The 15,701-nt window shown below is 42.6% G+C and carries 16 protein-coding genes; 5 read left to right on the top strand and 11 right to left on the bottom strand.

The window, feature by feature from the left end:
- Positions 1-223: 223 nt before the first annotated feature.
- The 3 genes from ABD036_RS15190 to ABD036_RS15180 all read right to left on the bottom strand — a co-directional run bounded on the left by ABD036_RS15190 (position 224) and on the right by ABD036_RS15180 (position 1,729).
- On the bottom strand, positions 224-643 hold the full coding sequence (locus ABD036_RS15190; protein ID WP_343861410.1) for a hypothetical protein: 420 nt from the start codon (positions 641-643) through the stop codon (positions 224-226).
- Between the two features lie 108 nt (positions 644-751).
- A complete protein-coding gene (locus ABD036_RS15185) occupies positions 752-1,366 on the bottom strand; it encodes a DUF3885 domain-containing protein (protein ID WP_343861408.1) in 615 nt (204 codons plus the stop codon).
- A gap of 114 nt (positions 1,367-1,480) precedes the next feature.
- On the bottom strand, positions 1,481-1,729 hold the full coding sequence (locus tag ABD036_RS15180; RefSeq protein WP_343861406.1) for a hypothetical protein: 249 nt from the start codon (positions 1,727-1,729) through the stop codon (positions 1,481-1,483).
- Positions 1,730-2,025: 296 nt separating this feature from the next.
- Between ABD036_RS15180 and ABD036_RS15175 the strand changes: the two genes are divergently transcribed.
- Both ABD036_RS15175 and ABD036_RS15170 read left to right on the top strand, forming a co-directional pair.
- Complete coding sequence (locus ABD036_RS15175) at positions 2,026-2,991, top strand: integron integrase (protein WP_343861404.1); 966 nt, start codon at positions 2,026-2,028, stop codon at positions 2,989-2,991.
- A 209-nt stretch (positions 2,992-3,200) separates the two neighbouring features.
- Positions 3,201-5,183, top strand: coding sequence for a RecQ family ATP-dependent DNA helicase (locus ABD036_RS15170; protein WP_343861402.1), 1,983 nt, complete (start codon positions 3,201-3,203; stop codon positions 5,181-5,183).
- An 11-nt stretch (positions 5,184-5,194) separates the two neighbouring features.
- Here ABD036_RS15170 and ABD036_RS15165 read toward each other — a convergent pair whose 3' ends face one another.
- The 8 genes from ABD036_RS15165 to rpe form a co-directional block, all read right to left on the bottom strand.
- A complete protein-coding gene (locus ABD036_RS15165; RefSeq protein ID WP_343861400.1) occupies positions 5,195-6,004 on the bottom strand; it encodes a DUF1338 domain-containing protein in 810 nt (269 codons plus the stop codon).
- A gap of 76 nt (positions 6,005-6,080) precedes the next feature.
- Complete coding sequence (gene astD, locus ABD036_RS15160) at positions 6,081-7,553, bottom strand: succinylglutamate-semialdehyde dehydrogenase (protein WP_343861398.1); 1,473 nt, start codon at positions 7,551-7,553, stop codon at positions 6,081-6,083.
- A gap of 15 nt (positions 7,554-7,568) precedes the next feature.
- Positions 7,569-8,609, bottom strand: coding sequence for an arginine N-succinyltransferase (gene astA / locus ABD036_RS15155; protein ID WP_343861396.1), 1,041 nt, complete (start codon positions 8,607-8,609; stop codon positions 7,569-7,571).
- A gap of 32 nt (positions 8,610-8,641) precedes the next feature.
- Positions 8,642-9,847 (bottom strand): aspartate aminotransferase family protein, encoded by a 1,206-nt coding sequence (locus ABD036_RS15150; RefSeq protein WP_343861394.1) that lies wholly within the window; start codon positions 9,845-9,847, stop codon positions 8,642-8,644.
- 527 nt (positions 9,848-10,374) lie between these two features.
- Entirely contained in the window at positions 10,375-11,535 is a 1,161-nt protein-coding gene (locus ABD036_RS15145) for an HDOD domain-containing protein (protein ID WP_343861392.1), read from the bottom strand.
- Between the two features lie 74 nt (positions 11,536-11,609).
- Complete coding sequence (locus ABD036_RS15140; protein ID WP_343861390.1) at positions 11,610-12,221, bottom strand: anthranilate synthase component II; 612 nt, start codon at positions 12,219-12,221, stop codon at positions 11,610-11,612.
- Between the two features lie 21 nt (positions 12,222-12,242).
- Positions 12,243-13,247, bottom strand: coding sequence for a tryptophan--tRNA ligase (trpS, locus tag ABD036_RS15135; RefSeq protein WP_343861388.1), 1,005 nt, complete (start codon positions 13,245-13,247; stop codon positions 12,243-12,245).
- A gap of 57 nt (positions 13,248-13,304) precedes the next feature.
- Positions 13,305-13,982, bottom strand: a complete 678-nt coding sequence (gene rpe, locus ABD036_RS15130) for a ribulose-phosphate 3-epimerase (protein WP_343861386.1) — start codon at positions 13,980-13,982, stop codon at positions 13,305-13,307.
- A gap of 303 nt (positions 13,983-14,285) precedes the next feature.
- Here rpe and ABD036_RS15125 point away from each other — a divergent pair, with 303 nt between their 5' ends.
- From ABD036_RS15125 to ABD036_RS15115, 3 genes are all read left to right on the top strand, one after another.
- Positions 14,286-14,966 carry a TorF family putative porin gene (locus ABD036_RS15125; RefSeq protein ID WP_343861384.1) on the top strand — a complete coding sequence of 227 codons (681 nt, stop codon included), beginning with the start codon at positions 14,286-14,288 and terminating at the stop codon, positions 14,964-14,966.
- Between the two features lie 177 nt (positions 14,967-15,143).
- Positions 15,144-15,455, top strand: a complete 312-nt coding sequence (locus tag ABD036_RS15120; protein WP_343861382.1) for a hypothetical protein — start codon at positions 15,144-15,146, stop codon at positions 15,453-15,455.
- Positions 15,448-15,657, top strand: a complete 210-nt coding sequence (locus tag ABD036_RS15115; RefSeq protein ID WP_425542583.1) for a DUF2970 domain-containing protein — start codon at positions 15,448-15,450, stop codon at positions 15,655-15,657. The genes ABD036_RS15120 and ABD036_RS15115 overlap by 8 nt, the downstream gene beginning before the upstream one ends.
- The last annotated feature ends 44 nt before the right edge of the window (positions 15,658-15,701 follow it).

Here is a 15,701-nt window from a genome sequence, read left to right as displayed (position 1 = left end):
GGAAGATCTGCCCTGCGAACAGCCTCTTTGCGAAAAGTTTCAGTATAAGGTTGTGCTTTCTTTTTGCGTTCCATAAATCACCTCTTATCTAACTATAAGAGATGTCCACTTTTTTTGGGTAAGTTCTACACCTAACGCCCCACTAAGAGGCAAATGATAGTTGGTTAAAATAAGCGACGAAGGAGCAAAAGCCAACTGTTATTTGTCCTACTTGAGTGACTTGTTATGTAGCTATTGTTGCCACTACCTTTTTATCATGATCTAGAATTGTGACATCTTCTTTCGTTAAAACGGAAACACAAGCATCTAAACCGATAATTAAATACTCTTTGTATATATTTGATGAGTGCTGTAATAAAAATCCATCTCTCTTTGATTCTTGCTCAAACCAGCCTCCCGAAGTAACTTTATATAGCCAACCACCTGACATGTTTATAGCTTGCCAGTTTTCACTTAAGTCTGATTCATCCAGTAATCTTAAAGCACAAGGACCAAATTCGTTATTGAAACGCACCTTTAGTTCTTTCTTCTCGCTAGGAGAATAAATATCAATAGTTGCTTCATCAAAATTCCAATTTAAATTGGTAATTTCAACGTTTTCACCTGTAAATGGAATTTCAGTAATAGCTAATGCTTGAATCATACTCTTGCTACATAACGCCTCATTAAGAGGCAAAAAATGGTTGGCTAAAATTAGCGACGAAGGAGCAAAAGCCAACTGTTTTTTGTCCTTTTGAATGACTTGTTATATTCACGAGAACACCAAATCCATTTTTTCACGATCGTAATTTAGCAGCCAATCATTATGCTTATTATACAAAGATATAAGTTCATTTTTACTAGCGCTTATTACATCCATGCCACGATCATCGTATAAATTCACGATGATATTTTTAGATTTATTAATGAAGAAACATTCTCCTGATATTGATGGGGAACGACAACTAAAATCGGTATGAATTAATGAAAGCAGTATATTTTTATAGTTGATAGATTTAAGACTGAGGCTTGGCAAATTTACTCTTTTCCAGCACTCTGATTTGTAATTTAGATCGTAAATATCACGGACATCTGAGTATTTAGCTAAGTCGTTTTTAGTAGGTTCTATTTGTTTAAAGATAAAACTACCTTTCCTGATTTTTTTACGGCCATCAGAATATTGTTGATAAATTAATTCTATTTCATCGTTGTGGCCAAATACAGATTCGAAAATTGAAACTGCACGTACATGCGCAGCATTAAAGTATTCGTCACTTGCTTCTAATTCATCTTGCCCAATTTCAAATCTTAAACCGATAGGCCAATTGTAGAACAAAGGCTTTTCAATTTTTAACTTTGGGAAATTTTCATCTAAATATGAATTCATAGCATCCTGCTAGCTAAGTGAATATAACGCCCCTAATAGACTGCACAAACACGTGGCCTACACTTTGTGAGGCACGAACAATGGCCGCGAGTTTGTGTCAGGTTGATTGGATTGTTATATGTCATGTGCGCCACGTTTAGACTTGCGTAACAAAAGCACCGCTAATACTAATAACAAAACACCGAGAGTATAAAAAACAATATCTCCATTAAAACCGTCTTGTGCGATTACTACTTTATAATAAACATCTTCGCCTGAAGTTTGATTAAAAAAATCAACTGGCATAACGTCACGAACAATTTGGAAGTAGCCCTCTAAGAGTAAAGCAATTCCAGCAATAAAAAGTGCTTTAACTTTAAACATAATAAATAACCAAACCTAGTGACATATAACAGCTTATTATGTAGGTACCTTCGTATCTCCAAGCCACCTACAGTTAATATTTTTTCTAATCTAACCAATTATCAATACATTGCAAAGTGATCTAAGTACTAAAGTTATTTTTCTTTGCGGGATTTACTATGAAGTATTGGTATTTCATCGGTCTGTTTAATCATTAAATTAGCCAAATCAATACCCTGACTTAGCCATTCTACTTCTATTATTGATGTTACTAAGTCTTCTTAGTAATTCATGGAATAAATGATAAGGATATTTTTATGGTACTCTCTCCCTTTTTGGAAAGCATTAGACAGATATTGCGTACGAAGCACTATTCAATTCAAACTGAAAAAGCGTACTTAGTTTGGATAAAGCGATTTATTTTATTCAATAAAAAAAAGCATCCGCAGGATATGGGGGAGCACGAAGTTACCAACTTTTTAACCCATTTAGCCGTTGATCGTCACGTTACTTCCTCAACTCAAAATTTAGCGTTGTGTGCCATTGTGTTCATGTACAAACATGTTTTACATCGCGAATTAACATTGCTGCCCGATACGGTAAGGGCGCGAGCGCCCAAGAGGATGCCAACTGTCTTATCCCACGATGAGGCAATGGCGCTGATTAATTTAATGTCTGGTCACTATAAACTTATGTTCTCTTTATTGTATGGTTGCGGTCTGAGAAAGGCTGAGCTATTGAGGTTGCGCATTAAAGATATCGATTTTGACTCGAATAATGTCTATGTATTTCGAGGTAAAGGTGGCAAAGATCGCGTAACCATCTTACCCGATAGTCTGATTGAGCCACTTAAATCCCAAATCGCAAAGGTTCGCAATATCCATGATAAAGATATTGCTGAAGGTGAAGGCAAAACCAGCCTTTCTTCTAGTCTTGCAAAAAAATACCCCTATGCTGTTGTAGAGTTCAAATGGCAATACCTTTTTCCATCTACGGTAAGAAGTAAACATCCCATAGAGGGTTACTATTGCCGTCATCACCTACACTGGACGTCGCTGACGAAAGCACTAAGGAAAGCGGTAACACAAACTGGGATTTGTAAGCACGTCACCGCTCATACTTTTCGCCATTCATTTGCCACTCAACTGCTCAAACGAGGAACGGATATCCGAACAGTTCAAGAGTTGCTAGGGCATACAGATTTAAAAACAACTCAAATTTATACTCATGTTATTGGTCAACACTCATCGGGCACAACAAGTCCGATAGATAAAATCTATTGAAATTAAGTCAACCGGATACCAAGCAAAATCGCTTGATGGTCATACTACTTCACCATAACAAAGTGTTTTGTTCGCACCTCCGGTTTTGCAAAGCATTATTCCAGTGCGATCAAAGTACAGAAAAACGGACAGTTTTGCTTAAGTCGATTGCTAATACCTAGCCCTGCGCCTAGGATCATTATTATTGAAACTAACAATAGGACCGTGTTTTGGAACAGGCAGACAAGGAATTACTTAGCCAAGTTTTTGGGTTCAAAGAATTCAAATTAGGCCAACAACTAGCAATAGAGACATTGTTAGCCGGCCATTCATGCCTAGCTATCTTTCCCACCGGTTCGGGCAAGTCTCTGTGTTACCAATATACCGCGTTAAAATTGCCTCATTTGACCTTGGTCGTTTCTCCACTATTGGCGTTGATGCAGGATCAATTGGATTTCTTGCACAGCAAAGGCATTGCGGCGGCGAAAATTGATTCAACGCTGAGCTATGACCAAGTGCGTGACATTATGGCACAAGTTAAAGCCGACCAGCTTAAGATACTGATGGTGTCGGTTGAGCGCTTTAAAAATGAACGTTTTAGACAATTTATTCAAGCGGTGAAAGTGTCACTGTTGGTGGTTGATGAGGCCCATTGCATCTCTGAGTGGGGCCATAATTTTCGTCCGGATTACCTCAAACTGCCTGATCACCAGCGTACTTTGGGTATTCCGCAAGCGTTGTTACTTACTGCCACGGCAACCCCTGCAGTCAAGCAAGACATGGCGCAAAAGTTCGCCATCAATGATGAGCACGTTGTACAGACGGGGTTTTACCGCGAAAACTTACATTTGGCCGCTGAGTCAGTTGCGGAATCTGAAAAAGCACAGCGTCTGACCAGCCTATTAAAACAGTTTTCTGGGGCCGGTATTGTTTATGTAACCTTGCAAAAGCAAGCGGAAGAACTCGCGGCCTTGTTGCGCCAGCAAGGTATCAATGCAAAGTGTTATCACGCTGGACTTCCGGATAATCAGCGCTTGCAAGTACAACAGGCTTTTATGCAAGATACGTTAGATGTCGTGGTAGCCACTATTGCTTTTGGTATGGGGGTAGACAAAGCCAACATTCGCTTTGTGGTGCATTATGAGCTGCCAAAGTCGATTGAAAGTTACAGTCAGGAAATTGGCAGAGCAGGGCGCGATGGTAACCAGGCCGACTGCGTTACCTTGGCAAATTTAACGAATTTAACCAGATTGGAAAACTTTATATTTGCCGATACGCCAGAACCGCGGAGTATCAAACACCTATTGCAGATGGCCGATAATGAAACCATCGCCGAGCAATGGGAGGTGCAACTTGTGCCGCTTTCAAATCAGACAAATATTCGGCCATTGGCGTTAAAAACCTTATTAGTACAATTGGAATTAAGGCAAGTAATTGAACCCTTGTTCGGCTATTTTTCATCTATTCGATTTCGCTTGATAGCATCACAGCAGGAAATCGAGGCACAATTCAGTGATGAAAGGCTAACCTTTGTACAAGCGATTTTTGCCCATTGCGAGCATAAAAAAGTCTGGTCAGTGTTGGACCAAGGTAGCTTACAAAATCACTATCCGTCTTATCGAAGCAGGGTGTTAGATGCGTTGGAGTTTATGCATCAAAAGCAGTGGATAGAACTGCAATCTCAGCGGCATACGGATGTGTATAAAGTCAATCAGCAAAAATTAACAGAGCCGGAACTTGCCACCCATTTACAGCAATACTTCAAACAACGTGAGGAAGCTGAAATCGACAGGATTGGGAAAATGGTTGCGTTTTTTCAAAGCCCACAATGTTTAAGCAGACAATTGAGTGAGTATTTTGGAGATACTAGCCAAACTCAAGATTGCGGTCATTGCAGCGTTTGCAATGGTAATATAATCAGCTTGCCGAAACCGCAAAATAATAATCAAATTAATAGCCAGCAATTGCATGAAGTAGGCACTCGCCTTCATCACTCACTACTAAGCGCTACGGGATATGGTCTTTCCGCTGAGCTGTTTAGTCGTTTCTTAGCTGGCATGAGCAGCCCATATTTGACAAAAATAAAGGCCAAAACTTTGTCAGGTTTTGGCCTTTATGAAAGCGTTCACTATCGACAAATGCTCAAGGTGTGTGAAGTGGTCTGTGAGAGTGTTGTTACTGATGACAGCCCAACACCTCAAGCTTCTACCTAAGCCCTTGGCCGTTAGTTCTTAGCGTTGGTACTTTCGAATATTTTATCCGCAGAGGTGGCAACAAACCCTTGGTACAATTCACCGTTAGCCATTTTATAGCGCTGAGCGAATTCGTAGAAACAGCTAGGAATACGCTTTTTAGTATCTGAGAACTGTACTTCAATGTGATCTGCCATGGTTGAAGATTGCGCTAGGTGCACTTCAGGTCCACCTTTAATCTCACCACCAGAGGTATTGAGCACAAAACCCGCTTCTTTAAGTTGGCTATTCACGTCGGCCAGCACTTGAAAGTGTTGTAAGTGATTTACCGAGACCGTGAAATGATTGGCTCTAAAGCCCCACGCTGCCATCCATGCTGCATATTCAGACGCGTCTAACAAGGTCTCGTAGTCTTCACTAGATACTTGCCAATGCGTTCCTGAATACAGAAAGTCATCTTGCTGAGCAGCGTTAGGATCAATATTCTCTACCATGCGATGAATAATTGATTGGACGTTTTCAGGAAACGCATCCACCAAAAGTTCACTGATGAAGACCTTTGGTTTGTTAGTATCGGCATGTTCGAAATGCTTAGCCTTTAACTTCTTTTGCTCAAAATCGTACTGACCTTTCTCTTCATAACCGAGGGCTAAAAAGTGTTTGGCCAGTTTGTCGAGATTGATTTTGTCAATATTGAACGTTCTGAAAGCAACATGATCGTTGATCAGCTCTGCCTGTCCGGCGAACTCACCTAATAATTCATGGACCTTTTGCGCCGAAGGCGTAATGGCAACATAATCTTGCCAAAGGTTGGCAAACAACGTGTCTATATTCGTGTGCATAAAACAGCTTAATCTCTGAGTAGGGTTACTAAAGGGTTAGAGCCATAGGGATAGTTCCCTATGGCGTCAAGTTTCATTAAAAAGTGAGTCCTGGACTCAAGGTTCCAGGTAAGGTGACCTTGTCCAATTCAACAGACGCCACTGGGAATGCACAGTAGTCTGCAGCGTAGTACGCACTTGCTCTGTGATTACCGCTATCACCAATGCCACCAAAAGGTGCGGCACTGCTGGCGCCAGTAATAGGGCGGTTCCAGTTAACAATACCGGCCCGGATCCGTTTGAAAAAGTGTTGGTAGTCTTCTTGGCTATCACCTAGAAAACCAGCACTTAAACCAAAACTGGTGTTGTTTGCATGATCAATCGCTGCATCAAAATCGTCGTAACGACACACTTTCAGAAGAGGTCCAAAGTGCTCTTCATCTGGCATGCTATCGATGATCTTAGTAACATCAATGATCCCTGGCGAAACAAAGCCCGATTCAGTATCCATATGTTGCAGCTCAACCAATGAAACGCCACCAAGTTGTTGCAGTTCGGCTTGTGCTTTTGCCATGCCGCTGGCAGCTTGTTTGGAAATCATTGCGCCCATGAAGGGTTGTTCGTCATCGTCATATTGACCAACTTTAATCTGCTTAGTCACTTCAACTAAACGATTCAGTAATGCGTCGCCTTGAGCATCGTTTTTAATGAACAAACGGCGAGCGCACGTACAGCGTTGTCCTGATGTGACAAACGCAGACTGCACGATGTCATGAACCGCAGCATCAATATCTTTTACATCCTTCACGATCAATGGGTTGTTACCGCCCATCTCCAACGCAAGAATTTTACCTGGATGTCCAGCAAATTGTTCATGCAGTAATTTACCCGTGCGCGAACTGCCAGTAAAAAACAAACCGTCAATATCATGGTGAGCAGCGAGCGCTTTACCGGTTTCCACTTCACCTTGAACAAGGTTAAGCACGCCTGCAGGCAACCCTGCTTGCTCCCATAGCTGCACCATTTTTTCAGCAACTAACGGGGTTAAATCACTGGGTTTAAAAACAATCGTATTCCCCGCTAATAATGCCGGAACTATGTGGCCATTAGGCAGGTGGCCGGGGAAATTGTAGGGGCCAAATACTGCCACAACGCCATGTGGCTTGTGTCGAATAAAGGCTTTGCCAACAGGCATAGGATTCTCAACCGTGCCGGTACGATCCTGATAGGCTTTTTCTGAAATGCCTATTTTACCAATCATGGCAGCAACCTCAGTTGCTGTTTCCCACAATGGCTTTCCAGTTTCTTGTGCAATCGCCAATGCTAACGCTGGCTTGTTGTCGGTCAGTAACTGCGCATAACGTTTGGCAATACTTAAACGCTCTTCAAAGGTCGTATCACTCCAACCAAGAAACGCTTGTCTTGCGCTTTTAACCGCAAGATCAATTTGTTCGCTGGAAGCTGATTTTGCGCTCCATATTACGGCTTTCTTAGCCGGATCAATCGATTGGATATCATGACCAAGGCCCGCGGTCCATTGACCCGCGATAAAATGTGCTTGTGTGCTCATAAGATGTATCCTGTATTAACTTGAACAGTCTAGACGTGTTGGCGCAAAGCGGATGCTGTCACCGTTCTCAACCAGTAATGCTTGTGCGCACTTTTGTGATAAATAAGCAACCTGCTGCTCTTTATCAACGGCAAGGGCAGTCGTTTTTGCACGAAACTGTTTGATATGTGTATTGATTACGTAATAAAGCGGCGCTTCTTCGGCCTTTTTATCATCTATTACCACCTGCATTTTGCGACTGGCTTGGGCGGTACGGATATGTTGAAGGTTTGCCTCAACGGTAGGTCCGGCATCAAAGATATCGACATACCCTTGGCAACTAAACCCTTCTTGTTGCAATAACTTAAGCGCTGGCTGAGTTTTTTCATGCACTTTACCAATAACCGCCTGCGCTGCTTTGCTCAACAGGCTGACATAAATTGGGTATTTGGGCATTAACTCGGCGATGAATACTTTGTCTCCAATACCCGTTAAATAATCGGCAGTGGGAAAGTCCATTGAGAAAAAGTGTTCTTCAAGCCATTGCCAGAATGGCGATTGACCATTGTCATCGCTCACGCCGCGCATTTCAGCAATAACAGTCTCAGCAAATCGAGTTTGATGCTCCATCATAAACAAGAATCTGAATTTGGACAGCAGCCTACCGTTGCTGCCTTTTCTGGCGCTTTCTCTTAGAAACAAGGTACAGATTTCAGACACGCCAGTGTAGTCATTGCACAGGGTCAAAATATCAACGGTGTTGTGCACCTTCAATTCACGTGACGCATGCACAACTTTGCCCAAATGATAATGGTAAAACGCATCGTCGAGGCCGACGGTGGCTTCTATGCCACTGGTACCAACCACTTCTCCGGTTTCAATATCTTCCATTACAAACAGGTAGCCCTCATTGCCAGGTTGATCCACCTGTTTGTCAAATGCATGTTCAGAGCGCTCTATTTTACTGCGAAGCAAAGCCTCATTAACGGGCAATGAGGTAAATCCGATCCCTGATTCCACGGCAAAGCTATGCAATGCTTGATAATCAGTTGACGCAATTGGACGTATCACTTTCATCGTGGCGTACTCTCTTTTGAAACTACCAAAAATTAGGCACTCACTACCTGTGCAACCGCTTTTTCAAATCGCGCTAATCCTTGTTTGATATCTTCATCAGGAATAACTAACGACGGAGCGAAACGTACTACATTTGCGCCCGCTACCAAGCACATTAATTTGTGTGAAGCTGAGGCAACTAGGAAGTCTCTCGCTCTACCTTTATACTTTTCATTCAGTGCACAACCAAGCAACATGCCTTTACCACGTATTTCATCGAACACATGATATTTGTCATTAATTGCTTTTAGTCCATCGCGAAATAATTGCTCTTTATGCAATACACCTGATAAAACTTCAGGTTGATTGATGATATCTAGTACTTTTTCCGCTACCGCACAGGCGAGAGGGTTTCCACCATAGGTACTACCGTGAGTTCCGGGTTTGAGACTCGCGGCAATTTTAGCCGTGGTCAACATAGCGCCGATTGGAAAACCACCACCCATTGATTTTGCCGTGGTAAGAATATCGGGTGTTACGCCAAATCCCATATAAGCATATAAATGACCAGTGCGGCCCATGCCTGATTGAACTTCATCAAAAATAAGCAGGGCATTGTATTTGTCACATAACGCGCGAACGCCTTCAACAAACTCTTGTGTTGGGCTAATAATGCCACCTTCACCTTGAAGAGGTTCCATCATTACTGCACAGGTTTTGTCAGACATCATGGCTTCTAGAGCACTTAAGTCGTTGAAGTCTACGTGCTCCACTGCGCCAGGCTTAGGACCAAATCCATCAGAGTAGGCAGCTTGGCCACCCACAGTCACGGTGAAAAATGTTCTACCGTGGAAACCTTGGTTAAACGCAATGATTTGATTTTTATCTGCAGAGAAGTGGTCAATGGCATAACGACGAGCTAATTTAAGCGCCGCTTCGTTAGCTTCGGCACCAGAATTGGCAAAATAGACGCGTTCTGCAAAGGTTGCCATTGTCAGCTTTTTAGCTAAACGGATAGCCGGTTCGTTGGTGAACACATTACTTAGGTGCCATAGGGTTTCGCCTTGTTCTTTCAAAATAGCGACAAGCTCAGGATGACAGTGGCCTAGCGAGTTGACCGCGATACCACCGGCAAAGTCAATGTACTCATCCCCATTTTGATCCCAAACACGAGATCCCAAGCCCTTAACTGGCACAATAGCCGCAGGGTTGTAATTGGGTACCATTACTTCGTCAAACGTTTCGCGTGTTACTTGCATTTTTATACCTCACTGTTGTTCTGGTCTGACACTACTGGAAAGCCATGTTGGCTTGAAATTAGTCATCATTAGTGCAGAAATACGACCGATTTGGACGGCGTATTATGCCAGAATGCAAACAGTAAGTCTCTATCAACTACAGCGTAACGCCTTAAAATTAAAGGGCTTAAGCTATTTTTGCAGTAAATATGAATAACTATTTAGTTTCACATTGAGGCAATTTTGTCTCGCTTGGAATGGGTGTCTCGGTAAGCGGAAAATAGGGTGTTGACTCTACGCTCGATTGATTAACAGGCAAACAGCAGTGAGCGGCTGGCTCCCCCCATTGAGGCGCATAATCGGGCCTGCATTTGGTTGTCAATTTAGGTCGTTGAAAAATGTCAGATTGAGTTATTAGCGGATTGTTTAGCTAGGAGTAACAAGCCCTGCACAAATAAATCGCCGAGCTGGGTTTTAACCTTGCATGAATATGTAAAAATAATGTAGAAAAAAATGTCTGATTTTGTCCTGAAAACGAAAAACGAGCCTCAGAAAATATCCATATTGATATCTAATTCGCGCAAATCGGTTGTTTTTAATACAGATAAAGCGCCTTTCGGGAAATGAAATTGGCTCAAAAAATCTTTTGCTTCATCGACACTGATCATTCGGTGTTGTTTTAACGTGCGATATCGGTTGTAGGCGACTGCTTGAGTTAAAAGTTTGGCCAATGGCGACATCTCATTAAGCGCTTTTTGCTGTGCAAATTCTTGCATTGGAGCAGCAACAAACAATCGTTTAAATCGCATTTTATGCACCAGTTCAGCAGACAGAGCATAACCATATTGCTCGATAATACCCATCAGATATTCATCCGAGGGCTCTATTTCTAGCAATGCACTGTGCTCATCTCGCTTTCGTTCATTTTGTGCTTCAGCAATAGCTTCACGTTGTACTTCATCAAACAAGATGAAAAACAAACGTACGATCACCGCTTTGCCAATATCGTGCAAAAAGCCCAACATAAAACAGGTGTATTCATCTAGTTCGCTAATGCTTGCCAATTTTTTGCACGACATCGCTGTGCCAATGGCCGCATCAAAAATACGGGTTTTAATTTCTGGAAATGGGTCGGTAATTTGCGGCAAGCTGCGCCTTAGCGCTATAGATGGAATGATCATTTTGAGGTTTTCGATCCCCAAATAACTCAACGCTACTCGTAAACTATCTACATTAACAACTTTGCCTTTATTGTCCATGCGACGATATTTCGGTGTGTTGATCAGTCTAATTAACTCATCATAAAGCCAAGGCATGCTTGCGGCTATGGGTTCAATGCGTGAAATCGAACTCGCTCTGACTGACAGCAAATCCAATAACTCAGGAAGTCGACTATCGAACCCGAGTACGTGGTAGTAGAGGTGATCTGGGTTGCGCAGTTTTTCTTCTAATCGTTTGGTGATTTCGAGATGCAGCATTTCGCGAATACTGTTGACGAAATTGATATGAGACCGCTCATTGAGCGCCTTGTCTCGAATCGCTTGTTTCTCTACGCGCAGTAATTTCCTGCGTGCGTCACCTTGCTCGGTTTGCTCAAACGTTAAGCTTTCCGTTGCCAACCCCATTGCACGTTGTGCTAGTCGAAGACTGACGGTCATGTGATTGAAGCGAGATGTTATCTCATTTTTTAATTGTGAATGATCAGTCATGAAACTTAGTCACGCCTTTTCTTATAAAGGGCAGCCTTACGATAAGGTATCAGTAAGTCTGTGAAAATTAAACCTTAAGTAACTCTATTATCAGAACTTTGATACCAGCTATCGGCCAGCGAGATAAAATTTTGTAGAATTTTATGTCCATCAGGCGTTAGCAATGACTCTGGATGAAATTGCACCCCAACAATAGGTAAGCTTTTATGTTCAATTGCCATAGGTTCAATGTCACCGAGTTCATCACACCAACAGGTCATCTGAAATTGCTCCGAAATACTTGCCGCATCGAGTATTAATGAGTGGTATCTGGTGGCTTGAAACTGTGTCTCAATGTTGTTAAACAGCGGGCTATTACTGTGCTGTAACATCGACGTTTTGCCGTGCATGATGTGGCGCGCAACAATGACATTGGCACCAAAAACTTGACCTATTGCCTGGTGTCCTAAGCACACGCCTAACATTGGGATGTTGCCCGCAAACGCCTTCACTGCACTGAGTGTTACGCCGGCTTCATTAGGCGTGCAAGGTCCAGGTGAAAAAACCAAATACCGTGGTGCGATCTCAGCAATTTGGGCAACAGTGATTTGGTCGTTACGGACTACTTCGACCTGCTGTCCTAGCTCGCGAAAATAGCGAGCTAGGTTATGGGTGAAGGAATCATAGTTATCAATTAGTAACAGCATGCAGCCTTTACTCAGCCCTGTTTAAGGTTTAGCTAAAAAACCCACAGCTTGATAGACGTTTTGTAGGGTTTGCTGTGCACGTTCGCTGGCTTTTAGCGCGCCATCTCGCATAACCTCATCAAGATATTGACGATCATTACGGATCGCGTGATATCGTTCTTGCATTGGCTCTAACAAGGCAACCACCGCATCGGCAACATCGGTTTTCAAATGCCCATACATCTTGTCTTCATACGCCGGAACTAAAGATTCAATGGATTGACCCGTTGCACACGACAACAATGATAATAGGTTAGAGACGCCCGGTTTCTCTGCGACATCGAAATAGATCCGTGCTTGCTCATCAGAGTCGGTGACTGCTCGTTTAATTTTCTTCGAAATTTTCTTCGGCTCTTCTAATAAACCAACGAAGTTGTTTGGATTGTTATCTGACTTTGACATCTTTTTGGTTGGTTCTTGCAAACTCATAATGCGGGCACCAAACTCTGGAATATAGGGATCAGGGATGGCAAATACGTCACCGTAGATGTTATTAAAGCGTGTTGCTACATCACGGGTTAACTCTAAATGTTGCTTTTGATCATCACCCACTGGCACCTGATTTGCCTGATACAACAGAATATCCGCAGCCATTAACGTGGGGTAACTAAACAAACCGACATTGATGTTAGATACGTTCTTAGCTGACTTATCTTTAAATTGCGTCATGCGATTTAATTCACCCATTTGCGTATAGCAATTGAGTACCCAAGCGAGTTGCGCATGCTCCGGCACATGGGATTGCAAGAAAATAGTGCTTTGCTTGGGGTCAATACCACAGGCTAAATACAGTGATAAACCGTCTAAGCACGCGTCATACAACGCCTTGGGATCTTGGCGAACCGTGATGGCATGCAAGTCGACCAACATGTACAAACAATCGTAAGAAGGTTGCATATCAACCCACTGGCGCAGTGCTCCCATATAGTTGCCGATGGTAAGTTGTCCAGATGGCTGACAGCCGCTCAATACGATGGGTTTGTTCATAGTTTTAATGTTCTTCTGGTTATAAAAATAGGTTTATGTATTATTAACTTGGCTGATTTAAGCCACCGATATTTTACTTAATTCAGCACGCATTTGGTCGATAACGTGCTTGTAATCCGGTTGATTGAAAATGGCTGAGCCGGCGACAAAGGTATCTGCCCCTGCTTCTGCAATGCTGCGAATATTATCGACTTTTACGCCACCGTCAATTTCAATTCGAATTTGCTTACCTGATTCCTGTATGCGTTGCTTGACTAATCTTATTTTGTCTAAGGTGTGCGGGATAAATTGCTGCCCGCCAAAGCCCGGATTGACCGACATAAGAAGCACAAAATCCAGTTTATCCATAACATGCTCTAAACAATCCAAAGACGTTGCTGGATTGATCACTAAACCGGCTTCACAACCATTATCGGTAATTAATTGCAAACTACGATCTACATGGCGAGTGGCTTCAGGGTGAAAACTAATGCGGTTAGCCCCTGCAGATGCGAAGCTTTCAATCATTTGATCAACGGGCTCTACCATCAAATGCACATCAATCGGTTTGCTAACTCCGTAATCCACGAGCGATTTACATACCAATGGACCAATGGTTAAGTTTGGCACGTAATGGTTGTCCATCACATCAAAATGGATCAAATCCGCACCTGCTTGAATGACCTTGTCGACTTCCTGACCGAGAAAGGCAAAGTTGGCAGAGAGGATAGATGGCGCAATAAGAAAAGGTAACATGCTTGACTCCGTGGTTTTTGCGCACACTTTAACTAAATTCGAGTAGAGACTAAAGCGCTTCCAACGCACCAACTTAGTGCTAGTGGCTCACAGTGGTGCGATACGTCGCTGATTTAGCTGAGTGTCCGATTTTAAATAATGCCTTAAAATAATTTTAAAACCAAATAAAACAATATGTTAGTCAGTTTTGTGGCAGATTTTCATTAGCGGCATTAGAATTGCCTTAATTAAGGCAGCAACAGAAAATAACTCACAATAATAATTACTAATATATTGATTACACCAAAAATTCGGAGAACACGTATGAAATCTATGAAATTGGCCGCGTTGGCTGTAGCGGTATTATCTGCTTCCAGTTTTAGTTCAACTGCATTGGCTGGGGTTGAAGCCAATATAGGCGTAACGAGCAACTATTTGTGGCGCGGGGTAAGCCAAAGTTCAGACGATGTGTCTGTATCTGGTGGTATCGACTATTCCCATGATAGCGGGTTTTACGCAGGTACTTGGATCGGCTCGATTGATTTTGGTTCTGGCGCTGGAACGGAGAATGACTACTACTTAGGTTTTGGTGGGGAGTCAGGTGATTTCGGATATGACCTTGGATACATTTATTACGCCTTTCCTACCGATGGGTTTGAAGATTCAAACTTCGGCGAAGTCTACTTTAATGGTACCTACAAAGCGTTTGGTTTTGGCGTCGCATACACCGTTAACAGTCAAGTAGCAGAAGGCTCAATTTTTGACACCGGCGACTTATACTACAGTGTCAGTTATGGCTTTGATCTCCCAGAGGAGTTTTCACTGGGGCTGAGTTATGGATACTATGATTTCGACGCGGGTAGCGATTCAGATTATGGTCATTTCCAATTAGATTTAGCCAAAGGTGATTTTACCTTTACTATTTCTAAAGCCGATGAAGAAGCGGCAGGGGCAGGCAAAGGTGATGACACTAAATTTGTGGTCAGCTGGGGGACAAGTTTCTAAGTTGAGCCAAGTGAACAAAATATACCCAAAGCCAGCTTTTGAGCTGGCTTTTTTTCATTTACAGCGTACAATTTGGCCAATCATGCGATAAATGGCAGGATACGAAGTTAACAAGCGTTGCTGGTTTTTTAAACAGGCGTATACTAACTTCATTAGAGTGTAACTAAGAGTGAGCATATGAACAGGAAGTTAAAAGCCAGTGTGTCAGTATTTGGCAGTGCCCTATTTGCCGTTCTCGTAATGGCGCAAACACAGTTTGCCAGTGGCGATGGATTTTGTGCGAACGTTGAGCAAGTTGCCTTTAACGCGAGTTTCCCAGTGAGTCACCCAATGAATCGCTGTGCATTCAATAAACCAGAAACTGGCGTCAGCTGGACTAAATGGTTCTCTGGTCGCTCACCGAGTTTTCAATTCCATTATTTAGATTTGCTTGAATTATTGTCAAGAACCACTGAAGATTCAAACGATCACCGTAGCGGCAATCAGTAAGTTGTCGCAAGGTAAATCAAATAACTCCCTTTGGAACGTGTTCAAAAGTGTCGCCGCCAGCGTGTTTGGGGTGCAATCTCAGCAAAACTACCAACATGATTTTCAACAAAAATCGTTCGTCCCCTATTTGATAGTTGGGATAATCTTCGTTGTTGGCTTAGTGGTAAGCTTGGTCGTTTTGGTTAAACTCGTACTTCCTTAATTGTCCCTTTATCGTTTTTAATCCCCATATTTCCGGAGCAAGGT

The sequence above is a fragment of the Aliiglaciecola litoralis genome (genome assembly GCF_039523355.1).
GTDB lineage: Bacteria > Pseudomonadota > Gammaproteobacteria > Enterobacterales > Alteromonadaceae > Aliiglaciecola > Aliiglaciecola litoralis.
The sequence above is the reverse complement of the archived record's forward strand: the minus strand, read 5'-3'. Positions and strand labels throughout refer to the sequence as shown.